Genomic DNA, 25,394 nt, shown 5'->3' on the forward strand with positions numbered 1-25,394 from the left:
GGCAAGTCAGCTCCCACATTGTTTAATCTCCAACCTGGCTTAGAGGCCTTTGGTGGTCTGGCTGCGCTGCCCTTGCACACTCACCGGCACATCGCCCTTGAGCGTCACTCGACGCACGATGCGTTCCTGGGTGCCGTAGTCGTCCACCGCGTAATGCTGAGTGGCGCGGTTGTCCCAGATCGCCACGTCGCCGGTGTTCCAGCGCCAGCGCACGGTGTTTTCCAGGCGGGTGACGTGGCCCTGCAGCAGGTTGAACAGCTGCGCCGATTCGGTCTGGGAATAGCCTTTGAGCCGTTTGACGAAGTGCCCCAGCAGCAAGGTTTTTTCACCGCTGACCGGATGTACACGCACCACTGGGTGCTCGGTTTCATACACGGTGGAAGTAAAGATTTTGCGGTACTCCTCAAGCTTTTCCAGCGACACATCCGGCTTGCGCCCGGCGTAGTCGTACTCGTTGCTGTGCACGGCCCACAGGTTGTCGGCGAGTGCGCGCAGGTCGGCGCTGAGGTCGTTGTAGGCGGCGGCCGTGTTGGCCCACACCGTGTCGCCACCGGATTTTGGCGCCAGTACCGACCGCAGGATCGATGCCTTCGGGTAGGCGTCGACGAAGGTCACGTCGGTGTGCCAGGAATTGGCGCGCTGGCCACGGGCACCGTCCAGCTCCAACAGGAAGCGCGTGCCGTCGCGCACCGGCACTGTCGGGTGTGCGATCGGCTCGCCGAGCAGGTGCGCGAAGGCTTCCTGGCTCTGGTCATCGAGGTGGGTTTGCTCGCGGAAAAAGATCACTTTGTACTGCACCAGTGCGTGCTGGATGGCCTCGACGGTGGCGGCATCCAGGTCACCGGAGAGTTTGATGCCACGGATCTCGGCGCCGATGCGGCCAGCCACCGGGTGGATGTCGAGCGCCTGGGCGACGGGTTGAACAGCTAATGCGGCGTTGCTCATTGTGATGACCCTCATGTGCCTGCTGATGGTGGGATGCTTTCCTGCAACGCTCTATTCATATGCAATTTAGATCTAGCAAATGAATCAATGCTTCGTTGACGGAATAAGAGCTTGCATTTAAAACCTCAGCTCCCACGGTCGCAAATGCCTTCGACCTATTTTTCAAATGCCGGGAAAGCATATGGATCTTCGCCAACTTCGGTACTTCATCGCCCTCAACGAACACCGCAGTTTCGTGCGCGCAGCCGACGCCATGGGCATCACCCAACCGGCGTTCAGCCGCAGCATCCAGGGGCTCGAACAGGAGTTCGGCTGCGTACTGGTCGACCGTGGCCACAAGGACTTGCGCCCTACGCCAGAAGGCCAGGTGGTGCTGCAACATGCCTTGACCCTGGTACACGGCGCTGCGCTGCTGAGCAGTGAAGTCACGCGCATGACCAAGCTCGACGCCGGCGACCTGCGCTTTGGTTGCGGCCCGGCGCCAGCAGTAAAACTGGTGCCGGACGCGGTGGCGCGTTTTATTGGCGCGCACCCGAAAATCCGCACCAGCTTCCAGGTGGATAACTGGGAGAAACTCAGCCGCGCCTTGAGTCGTGAAGAGATCGAATTCTTTATCGCCGATATCCGCCAGTTCGAGGCCGACCCGAACTTCCAGACCCGCGCATTGACGCCCAAGCGCGGCGTGTTTTTCTGCCGCCCAGGCCACCCGTTACTGGCCAAGGACAGCCTGTCGACCAACGACATGTTCGACTACCCGCTGGCCTCGCCGCTGATCTCTCAGGGCATTCGTAAACTGCTGGCGAACCTGAGTGGGCGCATGGACTTTTCACCCAGCATTCAGACTGAACACTTCCCGGCGCTGGTAAAAATCGTGCTGCAATCGAACGCCATCGGCGTGGGCACCGAGGAAGCTTTTGCCGAGGACATCGCACAGGGTTCGCTGGTGCTGCTGCACTGGCGCAACCTGCCGCAGAACATGGAGACCATGAGCGCGCGTTGTGGGATTGTCAGCCGCACGGGATCGAGGTTGTCGCCGGCGGCCAAGGCGATGATCGAGACATTGGTGGAGGTCGACAGGCAGGAGGTGAGTGTGGCGGTTTGACGGGCCTCATCGCAGGCAAGCCAGCTCCCACAGTTGGAATGCATTCCCCTGTGGGAGCTGGCTTGCCTGCGATAGCAATATCCCAGCCACCAAAAACCTCAGAGCCCCGCCGCCGCCAGGTTCGGCGCCACCCAGTCACTCACCTGAAACGACTTGCGAATCAGCCGTTCCTTGGACGCCAAATCCACCGCGCCCTGCAACTTGCCGAGGAACACCGGGTCCAGCGTCGCCGGGAAAATCTCGCTGAGCTGCTGGTCTTTCAAGTCGTTGGTCAGGATCACCGGTGGGTAACTGGCTCGCCCCGACACTAGCTCGATATAGGCCTGCTTGTTGCTGTCGTTGGTCAACCACTGCACCGCTTGCTGCTGGGCCTTGAGCAGCTTGGCCACCGCATCAGGGTGTTCGTCGACAAACTGTTTGCTGCCCACCAGCACCGCCTGGACGCTGCCGGCGCCGCCGAGGTCCTTGGTGGTGAGCGGTATTTCCGCCAGCCCTTTGGCCTGCAACGCCGTCAGGTTCGAACCGCCCCAAGTCGCATCAATCTGTTTGGCGGCCAATGCCGCGCCCGCCGCGTTGAAATCCAGGTTGATGACTTTCAGGTCCTTTTCATTCAAGCCCTGGCTGGCCAATGCACTGTCGAACGACAACTGGCTGGCCGTGCCACGGAACACCGCCACACGTTTGCCCTTGAGGTCTTGCAGGGTCTTGATCCCCGAGCCCGGCACCACGCCCAGGTACTGCTTGACGTCACGTGCCGTGGCGCTGAGCAAACGCGTGTCCAGCCCATTGGAGCGACCGATGATCGCCGCCAGATCGCCCAGGTAGGCCAGGTCCACCTGGCCATTGGCGAAGGCTTCATTGATCACAGGACCTGCGCCCTTGAAGTAATTCCACTGAATCTTGATGCCTTGGTCGGCAAAGGCCTTTTCGAAGATCTGCTGCTCGCGCAATACATCCGTTATACCGCCGCCGCTGTGCTGGCTGCCGGCACTCAGGTCGGGCACGGCGATGCGGATTTCCTTGAGGTCGGCAGCGTGTACCAACCCGGCCAGCGCGGTGCCCGCGAACAGGCTGATCAGACGTTTGAAGGGCAGTTTCATAAGCGCAGCTCCTGGTGGGCGACGGTCGCCTGGGGAGCAGAAAGTAGGCACAGCCCGAGCAAAACTTTAAATACTATAAATTCACAATTTAATAGCTTTTTGGACTATGCGAGCAGAAACGCTGGCTCCAGCGGCGTATGCATAAACAGCATCAAAAATATTCTTCGAATGCATTGGATGCGTGCCAGGCAGAGGCTTTAAATGATTTTTCTTATCTCACAATCATCTTTATTCCGTTTTTATAAGATCGAAATCACATAACGCCGAGGGAGGTCCGCTATGGCCCGCACTTCACAGTTGAGCCTGCCTCTTTCAGCCCCCGCGCCGCGCTGGCCCTTGCTCGGTGAGCGTCTGCTGCCCTGGCTGTTGCCGCTGGCACTGTTTGCGCTGTGGTGGTTGGCCAGCCGTAATCAGTGGATGAGCGAACAAATTTTGCCCGCGCCGTCGCTGGTGTGGAGCAGCGCCGTAGAGCTGGCCGGCGGCGAGCTATGGAGCAACCTGGCGATCAGCTTGCAGCGCTTGTTCTGGGGGCTGTTGGCCGGTATCGGCGCGGGAGCCGTATTGGGTGCGCTATTAGGTTTCAGCGCGCGCGCCGAACGCCTGGTGTTCCCCACCTTCAGCGCGCTGTCGCAAGTGCCGACCCTGGCCTGGATCCCATTGTTCATGGTGTTTTTCGGCATCGGCGAGACCTTGAAACTGGTGGTGCTGGTGAAGGCGATTGTGGTGCCCGTCACCCTGCACACGCTGGTTGGTGTGCGTGACGCGCAACCCAACCTGCGTGAAGCCGCCCGCGTGCTGCGCCTGCCCACGCACCTGCTGATTCGTCGGCTGATCCTGCCCGCTGCGTTGCCAGCCTTCATGGCCGGTGTGCGCCTGGCGCTGGCGGCGGGCTGGACCTCGTTGCTGGCCGTGGAATTGCTGGCCTCCAGCGAAGGCATCGGCTACCTGATGGTCTGGGCACGCCAGTTGTTCATGCTCGATATTGTCTTCGTGTGCATCGTGGTCATCGGTGTGCTGGGCGTGGTGATGGATCGCGGCATCGGCTGGCTGGACCGCAAATGGGCGCACTGGCCGCACCCGGCCACTGCGCAGATTCGCCGCGGCCCGCGTTATGAGGGGTGGCAACGCCTGCAACCGTGGTTGTTGCCGCTGCTCTTGCTGGCGTTGTGGCAGGTGGCGACGGATCTCGCTTGGGTGGACCCGAATATTCTGGTCAGCCCATGGGCCGTGCTGCAAACCACCGGCGCGGGTGTGCTGGATGGCAGCCTGTCCGGCGCCTTGGGCAAAAGCCTCGGCCGCACGCTGGGAGGCTTGTTGCTCGGCGCCAGCCTGGGGTTTGCCATGGGTTTGTGGCTGGGTTTGTCGCGACGCAGCGAGCGAGTGCTCGGGCCGACGCTGGCCGCGCTGCGCCAGATCGCGATTTTCGCCTGGGTGCCATTACTCACCGCCTGGTTCGGCCTGGGTGAATTGGCCAAGTCGGTGTTTATCGCCCTGGCGGCGTTTTTTCCGCTGTTTATCGCCACCCAACGCAGCGTGTTGAACCTGTCTCCACAGCTGCGCGAAGCCGCGCACGTGCTACGCCTGAACCTGTTCCAGCGCCTGCGCCGTCTGGTGCTGCCGGGCGCGGCGGCGGGGATCTTCGCCGGCCTGCGCCTGAGCCTGATCTATGCCTGGCTGGGCACCATCGGCGCGGAATATTTCATGCCATCCAACGGCGGCATCGGCAGCCTGATGATCGGCGCCCAACAGCTGCTGCGAATGGATTTGATCATGAGCGGCATGCTGCTGGTGGGCCTCACCGGCGCCACGCTCAACCTTATCGGCCAACGCATCGAAACCCGCGCCACGCGCTGGAGACACGCATGAACGCACCTATCGTCAGCTTCAACCATGTGGGCAAGACCTTTGACGTCGACGGCTTTGAGCTGGAGGCGATTCGCGAATTCAACCTGGACATTGCCGAAGGCGAGTTCGTGGCGATTGTGGGTTCCAGTGGCTGCGGCAAATCTACGCTACTGCGCCTGCTGGTGGGGCTGGATACGCAGTTTCGTGGCGAGATCCGGGTGGACGGCCATGCCGTAAAGGGCATCGGCGGCGAACGCGGCATCGTGTTCCAGGAGCACCGGTTATTCCCCTGGCTGACCGTCGCGGAAAACATCGGCCTGGGCCTGGTCAACGAGCCGTTGAGCGAGGCCGAGCGCAACCGGCGCATCGGTGACTTTATCGAATTGGTGGGCCTTACCGACTTTACCCGCGCTTATCCGCATCAGCTGTCCGGCGGCATGGCGCAACGTGTGGCAATCGCCCGTGGCCTGGTGGCCAGCCCGCGCATTCTATTGCTCGACGAGCCGTTCGGCGCCCTCGATGCGTTGACCCGCCAGCAGATGCAGGACGAGCTGTTGGCAATTCGCGCCCGCGCCAAAATCACCACGGTGCTGGTGACCCACGATGTGGAAGAAGCGATTTTCCTCGCCGACCGCGTGGTGGTGATGGAGCCGCGGCCAGGGCGCATCAAACAGGTGGTGGACATCGCCCTGCCCCACCCACGCCTACGCAGCAGCTTCGAGTTCCACCAACTGCGCGAAGAGCTGCTGCATGAACTGATCAGCGACGGCCACTATCAGCCGCCGCTGCGCGAACAGATTCGCGACCTGCCGCTGGCGTTTATTGCTTGCTGAATGCCAGCTCAGCGTCCGGCCGTTCCTGGCGCTCAAGCCGATTGGCGCGGGTAAACGTGCCGATATCATTGAAGCGCACGCCCATCTCGCGCATCACCTTGTGGGCCACCTTGGCGGTCATCTGACGGATGTAGAACGGCTCCTTCACCACAAAATGGTGGATGCCGTGAGTGCTGCCGAAGTTGAAGCAAAACGCCTGCAACGGCCACATCCACCACGGGTTGAGCACCTGGGTTTGCTGGATCACGTTGCCCAGTTCCACATCGCCGTAATAGTGCATGTTGGAGCTGACAAAGTGCAGGCAAAAGGTGCGCAGCACGTTAGGACCGATGATCACCACGGCTGCGATATCAATCACCTGCATCATCTGCAAGGTACCGGCGGACCACTGGATTGGCGCGCCCATCAGGCTGGCGATGCCATTGGCGGCATGAAAGCCCAGGAACACATACCACGCGCCCCAATGCAGCAGCGCCAGCGGTGCGTACACCAGCAGCGAGCGTTTGAGGATCTTGAGTTTGTGACTCCAGGTCTTGGCCCGCAGCATGCGGATAAACGCCGACATCACGTTATCGCCCACCATCAGCAACCGCGCGAACCCCCACGGCTCGCCATTGGTAATGGCGCGCTCTTCCATATCGGTTTCGGTGCCGGACACCTTGTGGTGGTTAAGGTGCAAATGCCGGCGTATCCACGGGTTGATGGTGCTCGGCCGCGCCAGCCACACCAGGCCCATCATCAGGTTGTGTGGCACACGTTGCTTGCGAAAGTACATGCTGTGGATCAGGTCGTGTTCCAGCTCGTGGGTCAGCGAAGCGAGGAAAGCGTTGAGCAGCAAACATGCCCACCAGGCCATATGACCGGTGATATAGAGCGCCGCCGAACCGAGCATGCCGAGCAAGGCAAAGGCCAGGATGCCCGCGCCCAACGCGTCCTGATGCAGCAGCCAGGGGTGCTGTTGGCGCAACCGCACGCCCTCGGCGAGCACCACTTCGCGGATTTTTGCCGAGCGCTGTTGCGCATTCATCTGTTGGGGACTTGCAGAAGTACCGTCCATGCTCCCATCCTCTTGTTAAGTGATACGTCCATCCTGCCCCAAGCGATCGGGCGGGACGCTAGCCCCGGACGCCAACCTGTTGACCGCAAGCGCCAATCACCATGACTGAACCCACGTCTCTCGCCAGTTGGACCCGCGCCCTGCGCAAGCAGCTCGACGCCCTCAACCTGGACAGCGCCGCGCTGTGCATCGAGGCCGGGCTCGACCCGCAGCAGATGGACGACCCCAACGCACGCTACCCGCTGTCGGCCACCACACGCCTGTGGGCGCTGGCAGTGCAGGCCAGTGGCGACCCGGCGATCGGCTTGCGCGTGTCGCGGTTTGTGAGCCCGACCACCTTTCATGCGCTGGGTTATGCGCTGGTGGCCAGCGGCAGCTTGCGTGAGGTGTTCGAGCGCATCGTGCGGTATCACCAAGTGGTCAGCGATGCCCTGACGCTGGAGCTTAGCCGAGAGGGTGAGCGTTACCGCTTTCGTCTGCTGCAACCTGCGGACAGTCCGGCACCGGCGCCGGAAGCGATTGATGCGTTTGCAGCGATCTATGTGCGCACCTGCCGTAATCGCCTGGGCCGTGACTACGCGCCGTTGGCGGTGTACCTGCGGCGGCCGGAACCGGTGGATCCAAAACCCTGGCACACGGTGTTTCGCGCACCGGTGTTCTTCGATGCCGAGGAAGACCGACTTGAATTTTCCGCCCAGGACTTCGACAGCCACCTGGACGACGCCAACCCCGAGTTGGCCGAGCACAATGAAACCGTGCTCAAGCGCACCCTGGCCCAGCTGCAACCGCTGACCTGGGAACGCAAGGTGCGCAGGGCGATCGAGGAACAATTGCCGGAGGGCGAGCCGAGTGCCGAGCGCATCGCCCAGGCGTTGCACCTGAGCTTGCGCAGCTTGCAGCGGCATTTGGCGGATGAAGGCTGTCGGTTTGATGCGTTGCTCAATGAGTGCCGCGAGAACCTGGCGCTGCTGCACCTGCGCGATCCGCACTGCTCATTGGCCGAGATCAGTTATTTGCTTGGGTTTGCCGATACCAGCAGTTTCAGCCGAGCGTTCAAGCGCTGGACGGGGATGACGCCGGGGCAGTTTCGCGATGGGTTGCGTTAGGTAGGGCCTCATCGCGGGCAAGCCCGGCTCCCACAGGGCAATGCATTCCAACTGTGGGAGCTGGCTTGCCTGCGATAGCGGTGGCTCAGCGACCACGCCGCAAGAGTTTTTTCATCCGCGCCACCAGCACCTTGGCATCAAACGGCTTGAGCAAATAATCGTCCTCATGCAGTTCCAACCCACGCAAGCGGTCTTCAATGCCACCGGGCGTGGTCAGGAACAGCACGGGTGTCTCACCCTTTAACCGAATCGCCTGCTGCAACTTCCAGGCATTCAGGCCCGGCAGCATCACATCCAGAATCACCAGGTCGTACTCGGTGCTTTCCACGAAACGCAACGCCGCCATGCCATTGGCCGCGACTTCCACGCTGTAACTGGCCTCGTTCAAGCCCTGGGCCATCCGCTGCGCCTCTTCGGATTCATGTTCCACTAACAGCACGCGCATAACACACCTCGATTAATCAGGCTTGCAGGCTAACACCCTCAGGTGTGCGCCGCCTCACGCAGTCGCCGGGCATCAAGGATTTCGATCTCGCCGTAGCCCAGGCGCACGATGCCTTGGGCCTGCAGGTCCTTGAGCAAGGCGTTGGTGGTCTGGCGTGACAGGCTCAGCATGGCGGCCAGGTCTTCCTGGGGCAGTTGCAGCATGCTTTTTAAAGACTCGGCCTCGCCATAACCCTCGACGATCATCAACAGACGATGGGCCAGGCGCACCGACGCCGGCATCAGGCTCAATTGCTCGATATTGATAAAACTCAGGCGCAGCTTCTGGCTCATCAACAACGCCAGGTCGCGCCAGTACTGCGGGCTTTCATTGAGGATACTGAGCAACGCCTGCTGTGGCACCTGCAGCAGCGTGCACGGCCCGACGGCGCAGGCGTCGTGGGTGCGTGGCAGGCCGTCGAACAGGCAAATCTCACCCAGCCAGAAGGGTGATTCCACCAGGCTCAACAGTGCTTCCTTGCCGTGTTCATTCACCGCACTGATGCGCAAGGCGCCGTCGAGCACCGCGTACAGGCCACAGGGTGGGTCGCCACGCTTGAACAGGGTTTGCCCCGCCGCCAGCTGCCGCTGCCGGGCGTGGGCCAGCAGGCTATGCTGAAAAGGCTCAGGCAGGTGGCTGAACCAGTGGCCAGAGGCCAAGCGAGTACGCCATTTCTCTGTGTCCATGAGCACTCCGAAGATTGTCGCCCAGCTGACAGTCAGTCACAGGCGGACAGGGCATGATCAAGCATCCTACAGGAGGAACAACAATGAAAAGCCTCGTCGACCACCTCAGCCAATACGCCGCCTACCACCGCGACCCGCGCAATATCGCCAGCCACTTTATCGGCATCCCGTTGATTGTGGTCGCCGTGGCGGTGCTGCTGTCGCGCCCTGAATGGGCAATCGGCAGCCTGTGGATATCTCCGGCAGTGCTACTCGCGCTGTTTTCGGCATGGTTCTACTTGCGCCTGGAACTGGCGCTGGGCCTGCTGATGACGCTGTTGATGGGTTTGTCGGTATGGGCCGGGCATGCGCTGGCGGCACAGAGCACGCTGGTATGGCTGAGCAGCGGCATCGGTATGTTTGTGGTGGGCTGGGTGATTCAGTTTGTCGGGCACTATTACGAAGGCAGGAAGCCGGCGTTTGTGGATGATGTGTCGGGATTGATTGTGGGGCCGTTGTTTGTGGTGGCGGAGCTGGCGTTTGTGCTGGGGTTGCGGCAGGAACTTAAAGAGCAGATTGAGGCGCGGTCCGGCCCGGTAGAACGCCGCGATCTGAAGCCAAGCAAGGTCTGAATGTGGGAGCTGGCTTGCCTGCGATACAGGCACCTCGGTGTATCAGTCACACCGTAGTGATGCTATCGCAGGCAAGCCAGCTCCCACATGATCGTTCCCACGCAGAGTGAACGATCTGAGGGTCAGGCTTTTTGCCAGACCTTGGGCTTGAAGAACAAGGTCTCGCCACGCGCCAATCCGGTCAGGCTGTCGTGGTCTTTGACCACTTCGGCCTCGATCAGCTCGCTTTGGCCTTCGACCTTCAGCGTCACCCGTGTGGTGGCGCCGAGCGGGCGAATATCGCGCACTTGCGCCGCGTGGTGATCTTCCAGCTCATGGCGCGACAGCGACACTTCATGCGGGCGGAACAGCACGTGCTTGTCTTCGCCCAAGTGCAGACGGTTGGAATCACCGAGGAAGTGATACACAAAATCGCTGGCCGGGTTTTCGTAGACTTCGCCCGGTGAGCCGATCTGCTCGATCACGCCCTTGTTCATCACCACGATACGGTCGGCGACTTCCATGGCCTCTTCCTGGTCGTGGGTCACGAACACCGAGGTGAGGTTGATATCTTCGTGCAGGCGCGCCAGCCAGCGGCGCAGCTCTTTACGCACCTTGGCGTCGAGGGCACCGAAGGGTTCATCCAGCAGCAGCACCTTGGGTTCTACCGCCAGGGCGCGCGCCAGGGCGATACGCTGACGCTGGCCACCGGAGAGTTGTTCCGGGTAGCGATCCGACAGCCAATCAAGCTGCACCATATTCAGCAGTTCATGCACTTTGACCGCAATCTGGCTTTCGCTCGGGCGCTGGTTTTTCGGCTTCATGCGCAGGCCGAAGGCAACGTTGTCGAACACGGTCATGTGGCGGAACAGCGCGTAGTGCTGGAACACAAAGCCGACGTTGCGATCACGCACGTCGTGGCCGGACACGTCTTCGCCATGGAACACGATGCTGCCGGCGTCCGGGGTTTCCAGGCCTGCAATGATGCGCAGCAAGGTGGTCTTGCCGCAGCCGGACGGGCCCAGCAACGCCACCAGCTCGCCACTCTGGATGTCCAGATTGATGCTGTTCAGGGCCTTGAAGGCGTTGAAGTTCTTGCTGACATTACGGACTTCGATCGACATGACTTATTCCTCACCGGCGCTGTTGCGCAGGCGGTTGATACGGTTCTCGCTCCACTGCTTGAGCAGCAGGATGAAGAGCGCCAGGATCAGCAACAGGCTCGCGACGGCAAACGCGGCGACATGGTTGTATTCGTTGTAGAGGATCTCGACGTGCAGCGGCAGGGTGTTGGTGACGCCGCGAATGTGACCGGACACCACCGACACCGCGCCGAACTCACCCATCGCCCGCGCGGTACACAGCACCACGCCGTAGATCAGGCCCCACTTGATGTTCGGCACGGTCACATGCCAGAACATCTGCCAGCCATTGGCGCCCAACAGGCGTGCGGCTTCTTCTTCCTGGGTGCCCTGCTCCTGCATCAACGGGATCAGTTCACGGGCCACGAACGGCACCGTCACGAAGATGGTCGCCAGCACAATGCCCGGCAAGGCGAACACGATCTGGATGTCATGGTCTTGCAGCCACGGGCCGAAGAAGCCCTGGGCGCCGAACATCAGCACGTAGACCAGGCCCGCGATCACCGGCGACACCGAGAACGGCAGGTCGATCAGCGTGACCAGAATGCTCTTGCCACGGAACGAGTACTTGCTCACACACCACGCGGCACTGACGCCGAACACCAGGTTGAGCGGCACCGAAATCACCACGGCGATCACCGTGAGCTTGAGCGCCGACAGCGCGTCCGGCTCAAGGATCGCCGTGAAGAACGCGCCGAGGCCATTCTTCAAACCCTGGGACACCACGATAAACAGCGGCAGCAGCAGGAACAGGAAGAACACCAGCCAGCCCAGGCCGATCAGGATGCGTCGCGACACCGCGCTGCCACGCCGGGCAGCATTGGCCGAGGACGCGGCGGAAATAGACGATTGGGACATGTTCCGCGCCTCCTTATGGGGTTTCGATGCGCCGCTGCAGCAAGTTGATCAGCAGCAGCAGGACAAAGGAAACCACCAGCATCATCACGCCGATGGCGGTGGCGCCGGTGTAGTCGTATTGGTCGAGCTTGACCATGATCAGCAACGGCAGGATCTCGGTTTTCATCGGCATGTTGCCGGCGATGAAGATCACCGAACCGTACTCACCCACGCCACGGGCGAAGGCCAGCGCGAAGCCGGTCAGCCAGGCGGGCAGCAATGCGGGTACGAGGATGTAGCGGAACACCTGCAAGGGCTTGGCGCCCAGGCAGGCGGCGGCTTCTTCGATTTCACGCGGGATATCGGCCAGTACCGGCTGCACCGTACGCACCACAAAGGGCAAGGTGACGAAGGTCAAAGCAAGGGTGATGCCGACTGGGGTGTAGGCGATTTTAAAGCCCAGGTCGGTTGCGAATTGCCCGACCAGGCCTGCCGGTGCGTACAGCGCAGTGAGGGCAATACCGGCCACTGCGGTGGGCAGGGCAAACGGCAAGTCGATCATCGCATCGATGACCTTGCGGCCAGGGAAGGTGTAACGCACCAGCACCCAGGCCAGCAGTGTGCCGATCACGCCGTTGATGATCGCCGCGACGAACGCGGTGCCGAAGCTCAGTTTTAACGCCGCCAGCACCCGCGGTGCGGTAATGATGGCCCAGAACTGATCCCAAGTGAGTTGAGCGGCATGTACAAACATCGCCGCCAGGGGGATGAGTACGATCAGGCTGAGGTACACCACGGTGTAGCCCAGCGTCAGCCCGAAGCCGGGTATGACGGGGGAAATACGACGCGACATAAGAGTCCTTGGTTAAAGGGTAAACACCACTGCCTTTCTGTGGGAGCTGGCTTGCCTGCGATGCAGGCACCTCGGTGTGTCAGTCACACCTTGGTGATGCTATCGCAGGCAAGCCAGCTCCCACACAAGCCGGCCCCCGCCGAAAGGCGGGCTCCTACAGGTAATTTGGCTTACTGCGCCGTGTAGATCTGGTCGAACACGCCACCGTCGTTAAAGAATTTCGGTTGGGCAGTTTTCCAGCCACCGAAGTCTTTGTCGATAGTCACCAGGTCCAGTTTCGGGAACTGCTGGGCGTATTTGGCGGCCACTTTTGCATCGCGTGGGCGGTAGAAGTTCTTCGCCGCAATCTCCTGGCCAGCCGGGCTGTACAGGTGCTTGAGGTATTCGGTGGCGATCTCGGTATTGCCCTTTTTCTCGGCGTTTTTGTCGACCACGGCCACTGGCGGCTCCGCGAGGATCGACAGGGACGGCACGACGATATCGAACTTGTCGGCGCCGCCGTCTTCTTTAAGTGCCAGGAATGCCTCGTTTTCCCAGGCCAGCAACACGTCACCCTGACCGTTGTTGACGAAGGTGATGGTCGAACCGCGAGCACCGGTGTCGAGGATCGGCACGTGCTTGAACAGCTCTTTTACGTATTCCTGGGCCTTGGCTTCGCTGCCGCCGGATTTAAGGCCGTAGGCCCACGCGGCGAGGAAGTTCCAGCGCGCACCGCCGGAGGTTTTCGGGTTAGGCGTGATAACGGAAACGTCTTTCTTGATCAGGTCGCCCCAGTCCTTGATGCCTTTAGGGTTGCCCTTGCGCACCAGGAACACGATGGTCGAGGTGTACGGAGTGCTCGCATCCGGCAGGCGGGTTTGCCAGTTTTCCGGCAGGGTCTTGCCCAGTTTGGCGATTTCATCGATGTCGCCAGCCAGGGCCAGGGTCACTACGTCGGCGCGCAAGCCGTCGATCACCGCACGGCCTTGCTTGCCCGAGCCACCGTGGGATTGCTGGATCTTCACGTTGTCGCCAGGGTGGGACTGTTTCCAGTAGCTGGTGAACTCAGCGTTGTAGTCCTGGTACAGCTCACGGGTCGGGTCATACGAGACGTTGAGCAACTCGTAGTCCTTGGCAACGGCGGAACCGGCAAACACGGCGCTGGCCAGTGCGGCCAGGGCGTAACGGCGAATCGACGACATAGAAGCTCCTGATAATTCTTGGGTGTTGGCTTTTTCTTATAGTTGCGGGTCTAGCATGCGAATCGCCGTTGTTGCTTAGCTCGGTTTGTTACCGGGGTTCTGCAAACGGAATTTTTCCTTGCGTTCGATCTGTACCACTTGGGCGTTGTGCACAGTGATTTCCACCGCGCCAAACCGCAGGTCGCGCAAGGCGCTCTGGATCTCACGCAAAATGGCTGCTTCGTCCTGGCCGTCGACGCTACGTAGAGATGCGCTCATGGTCTCGCTCCTGAAATGAATAGTGCCTGGCAGTGGCGGCACTGCTTGCGGCGTGAGGGCGATAGTAGATAAGCGCGGATATTCTTAAAAATACTATTTAAGAATGTTTATATAACCAGAAAGAATTTTCTGACAGGACGTGGGGTTGCGAAGGTTTTGGCCGTGAAAATACTGATACCCAGGCACCGCGGAACCCTGTGGGAGCCGGGCTTGCCCGCGATGGCGGTGTGTCAGGCACTGATGTTTCGACTGATACTGCCTCATCGCGGGCAAGCCCGGCTCCCACATTGGCCTGCATTTCACATGCGGATAGAGGGTGCCCTGGCCCAATCCATTTCTTTCGCCGGCACCGGCCGGCCAAACCAATACCCTTGCGCCAAATCACACTCTTGCTCCAACAAAAACCGCGCCTGCTCCACCTGCTCAATGCCTTCAGCATGCACCTGCATGCCCATGCTTTTTGCCAACGCGATCACCACGCGCACAATCGCCGCGTCGTCTTCATCCCACGGCAAGCCGGCGACAAAACCCTGGTCGATCTTGAGCTTCTGCACCGGCAGGCGCTTGAGGCGCAGCAATGACGAATAACCGGTACCAAAGTCGTCAATCGCCAGGCGCAGGCCCAGCTCGCGCAGGCGGTGCAATTGCTCAAGGGCGACTTCGGGGTCTTCCATCACGGCGCTTTCGGTGACCTCAAGCTCCAGATAAGCCGGGTCAAGGCCGGTGGTGTGCAGCACCTGGGCGACTTGCTCATACAGTTCACGCCGGGCAAACAAACGGCTGGAGACATTCACCGCAATAAAGCTCAACGGCGCGCCATCGGCCAGCCATTGGCCCATCTGGCGGCAGGCCTGGTCCATCACCCAGGCATCGATATCGGCAATCAGCCCGGTGCGCTCGGCAATCGGGATAAATTCACCCGGCGGCACCAGGCCGCGCTCAGGGTGTTGCCAGCGCACCAGGGCTTCGACGCCGACCAGACGACTGTCTTGCAGGTCGTGCACGGGCTGGTAGTACACACGCAGCTCTTGCTGATCGAGGGCGCGGCGCAGTTCGCTGGCGATTTCCACGCGGTGCTGGGCGTGGGCCGTCAGTTCTTCGGTGTACAGCGCATAACCTTCGCGGCCGGCGCTCTTGGCTTTGAACAGCGCGGAGTCGGCATTGCGCAGCAGTTGTTCGGCGCTCAGGGCATCACTGGGAAACAGACTGATTCCGATGCTGGCGCTGATAAACAACTGGTTGCCGTCGAACACAAACGGCTCTTTCATCGCATCGAGCATGCGCTGTGCCAGCGCGGCAGCCTGCACCACCTGTGGACAACTTTCGGCCAGCACGGCGAACTCATCGCCACCGAGGCGCGCCAGGGTCACGCCGGGGCCGAACAGGCCCTTTAACCGCTCGCCAACGGCCTTGAGCAGCTGGTCACCGACATTATGGCCGAGGCTGTCGTTGATGATCTTGAAGTGGTCCAGGTCCATCAACAGCAACGCGCAGCCGCGTTTGTGCACTTGCGCCGAGGCCAGCGCCTGCTCGGCGCGGTCGGTGAACAGCAGGCGGTTGGGCAAGTCGGTGAGCGGGTCGTGGTGGGCCAGGTGCGCCAGTTCGTGCTCGGAGTCCTTGATGGCGCTGATGTCGGAAAACACCGCGACGTAATGGCTGACCTTGCCCTGGTCATTGTGGATAACTCGGATGGTTTGCCACTGTGGATAAATCTCACCGCTCTTACGCCGGTTCCAGATTTCGCCGCTCCACTCGCCGGTGCGTTCGAGGGTCTGGAACATCTGTTGATAAAAATTCGACGAATGGCGTCCGGACTTGAACAGGCTCGGCCGTTCGCCCATCACGTCCTCACGGCTGTAACCGGTGATCTCCATAAATGCACGGTTCACATGCACGATCAGCCCTTGGGCGTCGGTGACCAGTACGCCTTCACGGGTGCAATCGAACACGGCGGCGGCCTGTTGCAGGCGTTCATGGTTTTCTTTCAAGGGTTGCTGCAACCGATGGGTGCGGGCAAAACGGGCACAGATCAGGTAAATGGCCAACGCGCTGAGGGCCACCCACACATAACCGCGCGCCTGCAACCAACGTCCTAACTGCCTCGGGTCATCGAGAAAGTTGATCAATAGGTGGTTGCTGAGCTGGAGCCACACAATGGAAACCAGCAGGTATACCAGCCCCACCCGCAGGGCACCTCGGTACGAAAACAGCATATGGTCAGTAATCCTTACCCAAAAAACAAAATCGCCCTACAAACGCTGCGGATTATAGAATAAGAAACATCCAGTCACTCCTATCTGAAAGGGCGGCTGGTTTTCTCTGTAGGCTTAGTGATAATGCGTGAGCTGTTTTTTTCTTTATCTGAGGGCCATACAGCCTATGTGGTACAACGGTTTTCTTGACCTGTCAGCCTGGCAACTGGTGGCAGTCACGCTGTTGATGACCCACGTGACCATTGTTGGGGTCACGGTCTATCTGCACCGTTATTCAGCCCATCGCTCCCTGGAGCTCAATGCCGGCCTGAAACACTTCTTCCGCTTCTGGCTGTGGCTGACCACGGCGCAGAACACCCGCGAGTGGACCGCCATCCACCGCAAGCACCACGCCAAGTGCGAAACCGTCGACGACCCGCACAGCCCGGTCATCAAGGGTTTGTCCACCGTGCTGCGCAAAGGCGCCGAGCTGTACCGCGCCGAGGCCGAGAACCCCGAGACCCTGCGCATCTACGGCAAAAACTGCCCGGACGACTGGATCGAACGCAAAATCTATACGCCATACCCGCTGCTGGGCGTGGCGATCATGGGGGTCATCGACCTCCTGCTGTTCGGCACCATTGGCATCACCATCTGGGCGATCCAGATGATGTGGATCCCGTTCTGGGCCGCCGGTGTGATCAACGGCCTTGGCCATGCGGTCGGTTATCGCAACTTTGAGTGCCGTGACGCCGCCACCAACCTGGTGCCGTGGGGCATCATTGTTGGCGGCGAAGAGCTGCACAATAACCACCACACTTACCCGAACTCGGCCAAGCTGTCGGTGAAGAAGTGGGAGTTCGACCTGGGTTGGGCGTGGATCAAAGTGTTCAGCTTCCTGCGCCTGGCCAAGGTGCAGCGCGTCGCGCCGATCGCGCACCGCGTGGAAGGCAAAGGCCACCTGGATATGGACACCGCCATGGCGATCCTCAACAACCGCTTCCAGATCATGGCCCAGTACCGCAAGTTGGTGATTGGCCCACTGGTCAAGCAGGAGCTGGAAAAGGTCGATCATTCGGTACGCCACCAGTTCCACCGCGCCAAGCGCCTGTTGTCACGTGAAACCAGCCTGCTGGATGACCGCCACCACGTGCGCATCCAGAGCATGCTCGAACACAGCCACGCCCTGACCGTGATCTACGAGAAGCGCCTGGCGCTGCAGCAGATCTGGCTGAAGACCAGCACCAATGGCCACGACATGCTGGCCGCGATCAAGGAATGGGTGCATGAGGCTGAGGCCAGCGGTATTCAGTCCCTGCGCGATTTTGCCCACCAACTGAAGACCTACTCGCTGCGCCCTGCAGCGGTCTGACACGGTCTAGTGGTGAGCGGGCTTGCTGTGGCGAGCAGGCTTGCCCTGCGTTGGGTTGCAAAGCAGCCCTGAAACCAAACACCGCGCCCTGCCTGGCAGAACGCGGTGTTTTTATTGGGGCCGCTGCGCGCCCCAACGCGGGGCAAGCCCGCTCGCCACAGTAAGCCCGCGCTCTGCATACTGGTTTCTGACGCCATTTCTTAGTCAGCCCGTTCACGGAACTTCACCGCAAATCCCCTCTCTCAAGGAACACTTCGCCATCATGGTGGCCCTTGCACTGACCGCTGCTCCATCCTGCGGCGAGCCCAGAGAGAGAGTTGTGCCGATGGTTCCCGAAAAGCCTTATTCAACCGATGCGCCCGTCGCTGAGCACCCACGCCCGGCTGCGGCGGCCACTCTGCTGGCGCTGATGCATGCCCAAGGTGAAGTCGAACGGCTGAGTGAGCGTGAACAACTGCTCAGTTCGCTGTTGGTCAGCGTGAATGCCGTGCTGTGGGCCATCGATTGGGAAACCCGGCGTGTGTTGTACGTGAGCCCGGCCTACGATCGGGTGTTTGGCCGATCCGCCGGTTTACTGCTCGCCGACTACCGCGAATGGCGTAACAGCATTCACCCCGAAGACCTCGACTACGCCGAACACAGCCTGGCCCGCGTGATGGAAGACGGCGCCGTGGAGGACCGCGAGTACCGCATTATCACCGCCGACGGTCAGATTCGCTGGTTGAGCGACAAGTGCTACATCAACCAACAGGTCGAACCCGGCAAGCCGGTGATTGTGGTCGGCATGGCCGAAGACATCACCGAAAAAAAGCACATGGAGTTGGAGCTGCACCGACTCGCCACCACTGATGTGCTGACCCAAAGCAGCAACCGCAGGCACTTTTTCGAGTGCGCCAACCAGGCGTTCGACAGCGCCTGCGCCCAAAGCGCCCCGCTGGCGTTCCTGCTGCTGGACATCGATGACTTCAAAGACGTCAACGACAGCTACGGCCACCTGGAAGGCGACCAGGTGCTGCGGCGTATCGCCGAGAGCGGTCGCGGCGTGCTGCGCCGTGGCGACCTGTTCGGGCGCATTGGCGGCGAAGAGTTCGCTGCGGTACTGCCTGGCTGTGCGCCGCACATGGCGTTGCAGGTAGCCGAACGGCTCGGCAAGGAAATCCAGGCCCTGAGTTTCAGCTATGAAGGCCGGGAGTTTACCGTGACCGTCAGCCAAGGCCTGGCCAACCTGCGTGAAGACGACTCAACCCTGGACAGCCTGTTCGCACGGGCCGATGCCGCCATGTACGAGGCCAAGCGCCAAGGCAAAAACCGCGTCATAGAGGGCTAGAACTCGATCAAGCAATGGGAACCGGCCTGGTTGGGAGCTGGCTTGTGTGGGAGCTGGCTTGCCTGCGATGCCGGCACCTCGGTCTATCAGGGGTACCGAGTTGATGCTATCGCGGGCAAGCCCGGCTCCCACACAAGCCCGCTCCCAGACCTGAACTTCGTTGCCCGCTAGGTTTTGCGCACCCGCGTCAGCTCCGACAAGCCCACCTTGAGTAACCTGGCCGTCTTGCTCTTGGCCAGCGCTTCCAACCCTTCATGCTCGGTCAGACGCGCCATTTGCGCCGCCAGGTTCACCACCAGCGCGTCGCGCGAATACACCCCACCCTCGAGTGAATAGGTCGCCGCAATCAACTGCCGCAACTCCAGCGGCAAGCGCCAGCGCGTGCGCAACGCCGAGCCATAGGCGGCGCCAAAGGTGTCGAGGGACTCACCGATTGCCTCGTCATCCAGCGCCCCGCCACCCAGGCGCCAGTCTTCCAGGCAGCGTAACAACGCCAAGTCACCCAGCCGATGCAGAATGCCCGCGCAGTAGCAACGTTCGTGGTCCAGTTCGAGCATGCGCGCCAGGCGGCGGCCGTAGTCGGCGGTGTCCTGGGACAGCTGCCAGTGGCGCTCGGCGTAGGCCACCAACGCCGGGTCACCCAGCACCACGTTGTGCTTGAGCGCCAGGCCCAGGATCAGGTTCATGCTCTGCCCGGCGGCGAGCTTTTGCAGTGCAGCGGCCAGGGTCTGCACCGGCGTGCCGTGATGGCCGGCGCTGTTGGCGGCGGCGATCAGCACAGCGGTGATTTGCGGGTCGGTTTTTACCTGATCTTCCAGTTGCTTGAGGTCCAGGCCGTCCGGCGCCAGGCTGTGTTGCACGGCGGCTTTCACATCGACCCGCAGCGGCGCGCCATCACAGACGTCGCGGCGGCGTTCCAGGAACACTGGCAAGGCCATACCGGGCGCCAGCGGCGGTATCTCGCAATACACACTTTCGCCTTCATCGAGCAGCAGGTCTTGCAGGCGCTGGGTCAGGCCCTCCATGTTCAGGGGTTTGGTCAGATACGCCGTGGGCGCCAGGGGCAAGGCTTCGCGCACGCTGGCGCTGTCATTGCGACTGCTCAGCAGAATAAACGGCAGCGAACGGCGCTTCTGGCGCACGCTGCGCAGCAGGCTCAGGCCATCGACGCCCGGCAGCTCCCAATCCGCCAGGATCAGGTCATAGGTTTTGTCTCGCAACAGCGTGGCCGCTTCCTGGCCATCGGCACACACATCCAGCCGCGCGTCGCAGCGCACATTCAACAACACTTGCTTGAGCAGGTCCCGCGACCAAGGGTCCGCCTCGGCAATTAACACGCGGGGTACAGCGGGTAAATCAACAGCAGTCATCCAGCACGCTCCATCGGCAATACTTGCACCTTAGACAATCACGCCGCCTGCGTACAATGAACATGGCCTGAATGTGCTGCAGCGGGCACAAAAAAACCCGCCGAGGCGGGTTTTTTCTGTCGATCAAGTCAGCCTCCGCTTACAGCTCGGAGAAGCACTCTTCGATGATCGCCAAGCCTTTGTCCAACTGCTCGTCCGGCGAGGTCAGCGGGACCAGTACGCGCAACACGTTGCCGTAAGTGCCGCAAGACAGCAGGATCAGGCCCTTGTCACGCGCCTTGGCCACCACGGAAGCTACGGCAGCGGCGTTTGGCTTGTGGCTGTCGCCATCTTCGAACAGCTCAACCGCGATCATCGCGCCCAGGGCACGCACTTCGCCGATCACCGGGTACTTGGCTTGAATGGCTTTGAGGCCCGTCACCAAGCGCTCGCCAACCGCCTTGCAGCGGTCCAGCAGGTGCTCTTCTTCGAACACTTCCATCACCGCCAGCGCAGCAGCGCAAGCAATCGGGCTACCGGCATAAGTGCCGCCCAGGCCGCCTGGCGCAATGGCGTCCATGTATTCAGCCTTGCCGCACACACCGGCCAGCGGGAAGCCGCCAGCGATGGATTTGGCGAAGGTGGTCAGGTCGGCAGCCACGCCCATCTGTTCCATGGCGAAGAACGTACCGGTACGCCCGGCACCGGTTTGCACTTCGTCGGCGATCAGCAGGATGCCGTGCTTGTCGCACAGTTCGCGCAGGCGCTTCATGAAGGATTTAGGCGCGACGTAGAAACCGCCTTCGCCCTGCACCGGCTCGATGATGATGGCAGCGATATCACGCGGCTCGGCATCGTTTTTGAAGATGCGTTCGATGCTGGCGATAGCGTCATCATCGCTCACGCCGTGCAGTTCGTTCGGGAACAGTGCGCGGAACACCCCGCCTGGCATCAGGCCCATGCCGGCCGAGTACGGCACGACTTTACCAGTGAGGCCCAAGGTCATCATGGTGCGGCCGTGGTAAGCGCCGGTAAACGCGATTACGCCAGCACGGCCAGTGGCGGCGCGGGCGATTTTCACGGCGTTTTCGACCGCTTCGGAACCGGTGGTGACCAGCAGGGTTTTCTTGGCGAAATCACCTGGCACCTTGGCGTTGATCTTTTCGCACAGCTCCACGTAAGGCTCGTAAGCCAGCACCTGGAAGCAGGTGTGAGTCAGCTTGTTCAGTTGCTCGGTCACGGCGGCGATGATTTTCGGGTGCACGTGGCCGGTGTTCAGCACGGCGATACCGCCAGCGAAGTCGATGAACTCGCGACCTTCAACGTCGGTCACGGTGGCGTTCTTCGCGGATTCGGCGAAGATCGGGTGAATCTGGCCAACACCGCGCGGTACAGCGGCTTCGCGGCGTTTCATCAGGGATGCGTTGGTCTTGCTCATAAAGTCCTCATTCGCCACTCATCGGGTGGCGTGGTCCAAGGAATACGTGGCGGGGAGGCAACTACGGCAGCATGCGATGATCGACTGCCACAGCTTTCCCGGCCACTACGAATAACGTCTTCAAACACGCAAAGGGTCAGCGCTCTCGTGCCCTCTGCGTTTACTGCAATCTCTTGCCGAGCTTAGATGCCCAGGCAGAGGTATTTGATTTCCAGGTAATCCTCGATCCCGTACTTGGAGCCTTCACGGCCCAGGCCCGAAGCCTTGATGCCGCCGAACGGCGCCACTTCGTTGGAGATCAACCCGGTGTTGACGCCAACCATGCCGTATTCCAGGGCTTCGGCCACACGGAACACACGGCCCAGGTCGCGCGCGTAGAAGTAGGAAGCCAGGCCGAACTCGGTGTCGTTGGACATCGCGATCACTTCGGCTTCGTCTTTGAAGCGGAACAGCGGCGCCAGTGGGCCGAAGGTTTCTTCCTTGGCGACAGCGGCGTCTTTGGGCACGTTGACCAGAATGGTCGGCTCAAAGAAGTTGCCTTCCATCACCTTGCCACCGGCCAACAGCTTGGCACCTTTGCTCAGGGCATCGGCGATGTGCTCCTGAACCTTGGCCACGGCTTTTTCGTCGATCAGCGGGCCAGTGGTGGTGCCTTCTTCCAGACCGTTGCCGATCTTGAGTTTGGCCACGGCCACTTTGAGTTTTTCGGCGAACGCGTCGTACACCGAATCCTGAATGTACAGGCGGTTGGCACACACGCAGGTCTGGCCGTTGTTGCGGTACTTGGAGATGATCGCGCCTTCGACGGCCTTATCGAGGTCGGCGTCGTCGAACACGATAAACGGCGCGTTGCCGCCCAGCTCCAGCGAGACTTTCTTGATGTCTTTGGCGCATTCGGCCATCAGCTGGCGACCAATTTCGGTGGAGCCGGTGAAGGACAATTTACGCACGATCGGGTTGCTGGTCAGCTCGCTGCCGATATCACCGGCGCTGCCGGAAACCACGCTGAACACGCCTTTTGGAATGCCCGCACGCTGGGCCAGTTCAGCCAGGGCGAACGCCGAGAACGGGGTTTGCGAAGCCGGCTTGAGCACCATGGTGCAACCGGCGGCCAGGGCCGGGCCGGCTTTGCGGGTGATCATCGCGGCCGGGAAGTTCCACGGCGTGATGGCCGCGGTAACGCCGATCGGTTGCTTGATCACGATCAGGCGCTTGTCCGGCTGGTGGCCAGGAATCACATCACCGTAGACGCGCTTGGCCTCTTCGGCGAACCACTCGATAAAGGAAGCGGCGTAGACGATTTCGCCTTTGGCCTCGGCCAGCGGCTTGCCCTGCTCCAGGGTCATCAGGCGCGCCAAGTCGTCCTGGTTCTCGATGATCAGCTCAAACCAGCGACGCAGCTTGTTGGCGCGGTCCTTGGCGGTGAGTGCACGCCAGGCCGGCAGGGCCTTGTCGGCGGCTTCGATGGCGCGGCGGGTTTCAGCCGCGCCCATCTTCGGCACGGTGCCGAGAATTTCGCCCGTGGCCGGGTTGTTGACCTTGATGGTTTGACCGTTGTCCGCATCGACCCAAGCGCCATCGATAAAGGCTTGTTGGCGGAACAACTGGGTATCTTTGAGCTGCATGTCGGCTTTCCTTAACAGCACCGCGCGCACGCGGAGCGAATTAGAGTTGTTGAAAGGCGCCTTGTGGGCTGCCGTCAGGGAAATCAGCCCCAGCACGCGAGATAAGTGAAATAGCGCACGGGAGACAGAGCGTTTGAAATCTCAAACGAATCCTAGGATCAATGGGGGTACAGGGCAATAGTCTGTTCGAAAAAAAGAACGAAAACGGCGCATTTGATGCATCTTTCAGATCAAGCGCACAAACGACAACAGCCCCGGTGCCTTGTGGGCGCCGGGGCTGTTGGGCCTTGCAACTTACGGTTGGAACGACTTGAGCACGGCCAACAGGCTGGTCAAGTTGTCGGCCACGCCACCTTGGGCGACTTTTTCGGTGGCCGCAGCGCCAGCGGTGGTGTCGACGCTGTAGATCTGCATCACGCCTTGGTTGGTGGCGGCCTGGGCCAGGGTGTTTTGTTGCTGTTGGGCCGAGACCGAGTTCTGGAACAGGATCGCCGTGGCCTGGCCCATGGATTGATAGATCGTGCTCATGGCCATCGCTGGCGATTCGGCAACGACCTTGACGTTGGTCTGGGTGACGGCATCGGTGATTTGCGGGCTGACTGTGCTCATGGTTGAAACTCCTGGTGTGAGAAAGAACAACATCCGTTATCGCTGAGTGCTTAAGGCTGGAAGGACTTGAGCACAGTCAACAGGCTGGTGAGGTTATCCGAGACGCCGCCTTGGGCGACTTTTTCGGTGGCCGCCGCACCGGCGGTGGTATCGACGCTGTAGATCTGCATGACGCCCTGGTTGGTGGCCGCCTGGGCCAGGGTGTTTTGCTGCTGCTGGGCCGACACAGCGTTCTGGAACAGAATCGCCGTGGCCTGCGCCATGGATTGATAGATAGTGCTCATCGCCATCGCCGGCGATTCGGCCACCACTTTGACGTTGGTCTGGGTGACCGCGTCGGTAATTTGCTCGTTAACAAATGCCATGATCAATTTCCTTATAGGGGTACACGGTGCATTCCGTGTTCATGAATGAACGTTGCCAAACAGGCGCTGTGAAACGCGCGAGCTCAAGGTTTCGCAGTTGGGCCCAGCGCCGCTTCAATCTGCGTAATCAAACCCTGGATCAGGGCCTGCACTTCCTTGCGTTGCGCGTCCTTGTCCGGGGCCGCGCCGTCCAACACTTGGCGTAGCGCCGCCTCACGCTGCTCGGCGGCAGCCTTGAGCGCTTGCTCATTGGCCTTGGACTGCTCAAGCACCTGGCTGGCGCGCTTGAGGGTTTCGTCGACGATGGCCTGGGGCGCTCCGGCGAAGATCTGCGGGTTGCGCAGCATCGCTTCCAGCCGCAGGCGATCATCGCTGGACAGCACTGAGGGTGTGGCTGGGTGAGCCATGACGGCCTCCTTGGGTACTACGTTGCTGGCTGAAGGGCCGCTAAAGCCGCACCTCGACGTTGTCCTGCCAGAAGCCCGAGAAGTAGAAATACGCCGAGGCATCACAGAACGTCGCCAACTCTGCAGGGGTAATGGCGCTGGGTTGGTTGCCGAAAATCGCCGGCGGCGGCGGCAGCAGGTTGGCCGAGTTATAGAGGTTGCCGACTTCATAGCAGTTGGCCGCGAACTGGGAACAGAACGAGCTGCTGCCAATCGCCACCGACTCGTTGATGCGCTCGACCAGGCTGGTGTTGGAGGTCCAGCGCCGGAATGCAGAAATCATCGCGTTCCACACGCTGTAACGGCCATGGATATCGCCGCTGATCTTGTCGAAATAGAACTGCTTGGCCGCCACGACTGCCGCTTCGCCCAACTCACTGCTCACGCAAGAGAAGACCATCGCCGAACGCGGGGGCTTTTCAAGGCTGAGGTCAGTCAGCGACAGCCCCTCACCCACGCTTTCAATCACCTGGGTGTCGCTCACCGCAATCGCCGGATGAACCACATTCAGGAACGTCGTGTCCTGGGAAAACACCTTGGCCTTGACCAACTGGCCCGCGCGAATGAACGCGCGCGTCGCGCTGTCATCTTCTTGCTTCACCGAAAAAATAATATCTCCAGGCTGCATGATGTCGCTCCTCACTTAAGAAAA

Annotated in this window: 25 protein-coding genes; 7 read left to right on the forward strand and 18 right to left on the reverse strand. The window is 60.9% G+C overall.

Annotated elements, in window-relative coordinates:
* Positions 1 to 39: 39 nt before the first annotated feature.
* On the reverse strand, positions 40 to 945 hold the full coding sequence (locus tag AOA62_RS20425; protein WP_017136707.1) for a TauD/TfdA family dioxygenase: 906 nt from the start codon (positions 943 to 945) through the stop codon (positions 40 to 42).
* Between the two features lie 181 nt (positions 946 to 1,126).
* Between AOA62_RS20425 and AOA62_RS20430 the strand changes: the two genes are divergently transcribed.
* Entirely contained in the window at positions 1,127 to 2,047 is a 921-nt protein-coding gene (locus AOA62_RS20430) for a LysR family transcriptional regulator (protein ID WP_017136706.1), read from the forward strand.
* A 98-nt stretch (positions 2,048 to 2,145) separates the two neighbouring features.
* Here the strand turns inward: AOA62_RS20430 and AOA62_RS20435 are convergent, their stop codons facing one another.
* The gene (locus tag AOA62_RS20435) at positions 2,146 to 3,147 is read right to left on the reverse strand and encodes an ABC transporter substrate-binding protein (protein ID WP_099549543.1); all 1,002 of its coding nucleotides are present in this window, start codon (positions 3,145 to 3,147) and stop codon (positions 2,146 to 2,148) included.
* Positions 3,148 to 3,426: 279 nt separating this feature from the next.
* Here AOA62_RS20435 and AOA62_RS20440 point away from each other — a divergent pair, with 279 nt between their 5' ends.
* Both AOA62_RS20440 and AOA62_RS20445 read left to right on the forward strand, forming a co-directional pair.
* The gene (locus AOA62_RS20440; protein WP_099549544.1) at positions 3,427 to 5,013 is read left to right on the forward strand and encodes an ABC transporter permease; all 1,587 of its coding nucleotides are present in this window, start codon (positions 3,427 to 3,429) and stop codon (positions 5,011 to 5,013) included.
* Positions 5,010 to 5,825 carry an ABC transporter ATP-binding protein gene (locus AOA62_RS20445; protein WP_099549545.1) on the forward strand — a complete coding sequence of 272 codons (816 nt, stop codon included), beginning with the start codon at positions 5,010 to 5,012 and terminating at the stop codon, positions 5,823 to 5,825. The genes AOA62_RS20440 and AOA62_RS20445 overlap by 4 nt, the downstream gene beginning before the upstream one ends.
* On the opposite strand, the gene AOA62_RS20450 is transcribed toward AOA62_RS20445, so the two are convergent.
* Complete coding sequence (locus AOA62_RS20450; RefSeq protein WP_026013676.1) at positions 5,812 to 6,882, reverse strand: fatty acid desaturase; 1,071 nt, start codon at positions 6,880 to 6,882, stop codon at positions 5,812 to 5,814. The genes AOA62_RS20445 and AOA62_RS20450 overlap by 14 nt on opposite strands.
* A gap of 101 nt (positions 6,883 to 6,983) precedes the next feature.
* Here AOA62_RS20450 and AOA62_RS20455 point away from each other — a divergent pair, with 101 nt between their 5' ends.
* A complete protein-coding gene (locus tag AOA62_RS20455; protein ID WP_099549546.1) occupies positions 6,984 to 7,988 on the forward strand; it encodes an AraC family transcriptional regulator in 1,005 nt (334 codons plus the stop codon).
* 85 nt (positions 7,989 to 8,073) lie between these two features.
* Here the strand turns inward: AOA62_RS20455 and AOA62_RS20460 are convergent, their stop codons facing one another.
* Both AOA62_RS20460 and AOA62_RS20465 read right to left on the reverse strand, forming a co-directional pair.
* Entirely contained in the window at positions 8,074 to 8,433 is a 360-nt protein-coding gene (locus AOA62_RS20460; RefSeq protein WP_099549547.1) for a response regulator, read from the reverse strand.
* A gap of 38 nt (positions 8,434 to 8,471) precedes the next feature.
* Positions 8,472 to 9,158 (reverse strand): Crp/Fnr family transcriptional regulator, encoded by a 687-nt coding sequence (locus AOA62_RS20465; protein ID WP_017136699.1) that lies wholly within the window; start codon positions 9,156 to 9,158, stop codon positions 8,472 to 8,474.
* Between the two features lie 83 nt (positions 9,159 to 9,241).
* Between AOA62_RS20465 and AOA62_RS20470 the strand changes: the two genes are divergently transcribed.
* Complete coding sequence (locus AOA62_RS20470) at positions 9,242 to 9,769, forward strand: DUF962 domain-containing protein (RefSeq protein ID WP_099549548.1); 528 nt, start codon at positions 9,242 to 9,244, stop codon at positions 9,767 to 9,769.
* A gap of 122 nt (positions 9,770 to 9,891) precedes the next feature.
* Here the strand turns inward: AOA62_RS20470 and AOA62_RS20475 are convergent, their stop codons facing one another.
* From AOA62_RS20475 to dibA, 6 genes are all read right to left on the reverse strand, one after another.
* Complete coding sequence (locus AOA62_RS20475) at positions 9,892 to 10,872, reverse strand: sulfate/molybdate ABC transporter ATP-binding protein (protein WP_017136697.1); 981 nt, start codon at positions 10,870 to 10,872, stop codon at positions 9,892 to 9,894.
* Positions 10,873 to 10,875: 3 nt separating this feature from the next.
* Positions 10,876 to 11,748, reverse strand: coding sequence for a sulfate ABC transporter permease subunit CysW (cysW, locus tag AOA62_RS20480; protein WP_099549549.1), 873 nt, complete (start codon positions 11,746 to 11,748; stop codon positions 10,876 to 10,878).
* 13 nt (positions 11,749 to 11,761) lie between these two features.
* Entirely contained in the window at positions 11,762 to 12,580 is an 819-nt protein-coding gene (gene cysT, locus AOA62_RS20485; RefSeq protein WP_099549550.1) for a sulfate ABC transporter permease subunit CysT, read from the reverse strand.
* A gap of 170 nt (positions 12,581 to 12,750) precedes the next feature.
* The gene (locus AOA62_RS20490) at positions 12,751 to 13,761 is read right to left on the reverse strand and encodes a sulfate ABC transporter substrate-binding protein (RefSeq protein ID WP_003170959.1); all 1,011 of its coding nucleotides are present in this window, start codon (positions 13,759 to 13,761) and stop codon (positions 12,751 to 12,753) included.
* Between the two features lie 75 nt (positions 13,762 to 13,836).
* Positions 13,837 to 14,019 carry a sulfur starvation response protein OscA gene (oscA, locus tag AOA62_RS20495; protein ID WP_003170956.1) on the reverse strand — a complete coding sequence of 61 codons (183 nt, stop codon included), beginning with the start codon at positions 14,017 to 14,019 and terminating at the stop codon, positions 13,837 to 13,839.
* 299 nt (positions 14,020 to 14,318) lie between these two features.
* Complete coding sequence (gene dibA, locus AOA62_RS20500; protein WP_099549551.1) at positions 14,319 to 16,232, reverse strand: phosphodiesterase DibA; 1,914 nt, start codon at positions 16,230 to 16,232, stop codon at positions 14,319 to 14,321.
* Between the two features lie 166 nt (positions 16,233 to 16,398).
* Between dibA and desA the strand changes: the two genes are divergently transcribed.
* Both desA and AOA62_RS20515 read left to right on the forward strand, forming a co-directional pair.
* Positions 16,399 to 17,583, forward strand: coding sequence for a delta-9 fatty acid desaturase DesA (gene desA, locus AOA62_RS20505; protein WP_017136693.1), 1,185 nt, complete (start codon positions 16,399 to 16,401; stop codon positions 17,581 to 17,583).
* Positions 17,584 to 17,908: 325 nt separating this feature from the next.
* Complete coding sequence (locus tag AOA62_RS20515; protein ID WP_099549552.1) at positions 17,909 to 18,910, forward strand: sensor domain-containing diguanylate cyclase; 1,002 nt, start codon at positions 17,909 to 17,911, stop codon at positions 18,908 to 18,910.
* Between the two features lie 167 nt (positions 18,911 to 19,077).
* On the opposite strand, the gene AOA62_RS20520 is transcribed toward AOA62_RS20515, so the two are convergent.
* The 7 genes from AOA62_RS20520 to AOA62_RS20550 form a co-directional block, all read right to left on the reverse strand.
* Complete coding sequence (locus tag AOA62_RS20520; protein ID WP_099549553.1) at positions 19,078 to 20,280, reverse strand: HDOD domain-containing protein; 1,203 nt, start codon at positions 20,278 to 20,280, stop codon at positions 19,078 to 19,080.
* Between the two features lie 139 nt (positions 20,281 to 20,419).
* The gene (gabT, locus tag AOA62_RS20525) at positions 20,420 to 21,697 is read right to left on the reverse strand and encodes a 4-aminobutyrate--2-oxoglutarate transaminase (protein WP_012721619.1); all 1,278 of its coding nucleotides are present in this window, start codon (positions 21,695 to 21,697) and stop codon (positions 20,420 to 20,422) included.
* Positions 21,698 to 21,879: 182 nt separating this feature from the next.
* Positions 21,880 to 23,322 (reverse strand): NADP-dependent succinate-semialdehyde dehydrogenase, encoded by a 1,443-nt coding sequence (gabD, locus tag AOA62_RS20530; protein ID WP_017136690.1) that lies wholly within the window; start codon positions 23,320 to 23,322, stop codon positions 21,880 to 21,882.
* Between the two features lie 294 nt (positions 23,323 to 23,616).
* Positions 23,617 to 23,931, reverse strand: a complete 315-nt coding sequence (locus tag AOA62_RS20535) for a RebB family R body protein (protein WP_003187551.1) — start codon at positions 23,929 to 23,931, stop codon at positions 23,617 to 23,619.
* 50 nt (positions 23,932 to 23,981) lie between these two features.
* On the reverse strand, positions 23,982 to 24,296 hold the full coding sequence (locus AOA62_RS20540) for a RebB family R body protein (protein WP_005783676.1): 315 nt from the start codon (positions 24,294 to 24,296) through the stop codon (positions 23,982 to 23,984).
* 83 nt (positions 24,297 to 24,379) lie between these two features.
* The gene (locus AOA62_RS20545) at positions 24,380 to 24,703 is read right to left on the reverse strand and encodes a hypothetical protein (RefSeq protein ID WP_099549554.1); all 324 of its coding nucleotides are present in this window, start codon (positions 24,701 to 24,703) and stop codon (positions 24,380 to 24,382) included.
* Positions 24,704 to 24,743: 40 nt separating this feature from the next.
* Positions 24,744 to 25,370, reverse strand: coding sequence for a hypothetical protein (locus AOA62_RS20550; RefSeq protein WP_099549555.1), 627 nt, complete (start codon positions 25,368 to 25,370; stop codon positions 24,744 to 24,746).
* Between the last annotated feature and the right edge of the window lie 24 nt (positions 25,371 to 25,394).

Source organism: Pseudomonas sp. 2995-3, assembly GCF_002742565.1.
Taxonomy (GTDB): Bacteria; Pseudomonadota; Gammaproteobacteria; order Pseudomonadales; family Pseudomonadaceae; genus Aquipseudomonas; species Aquipseudomonas edaphica.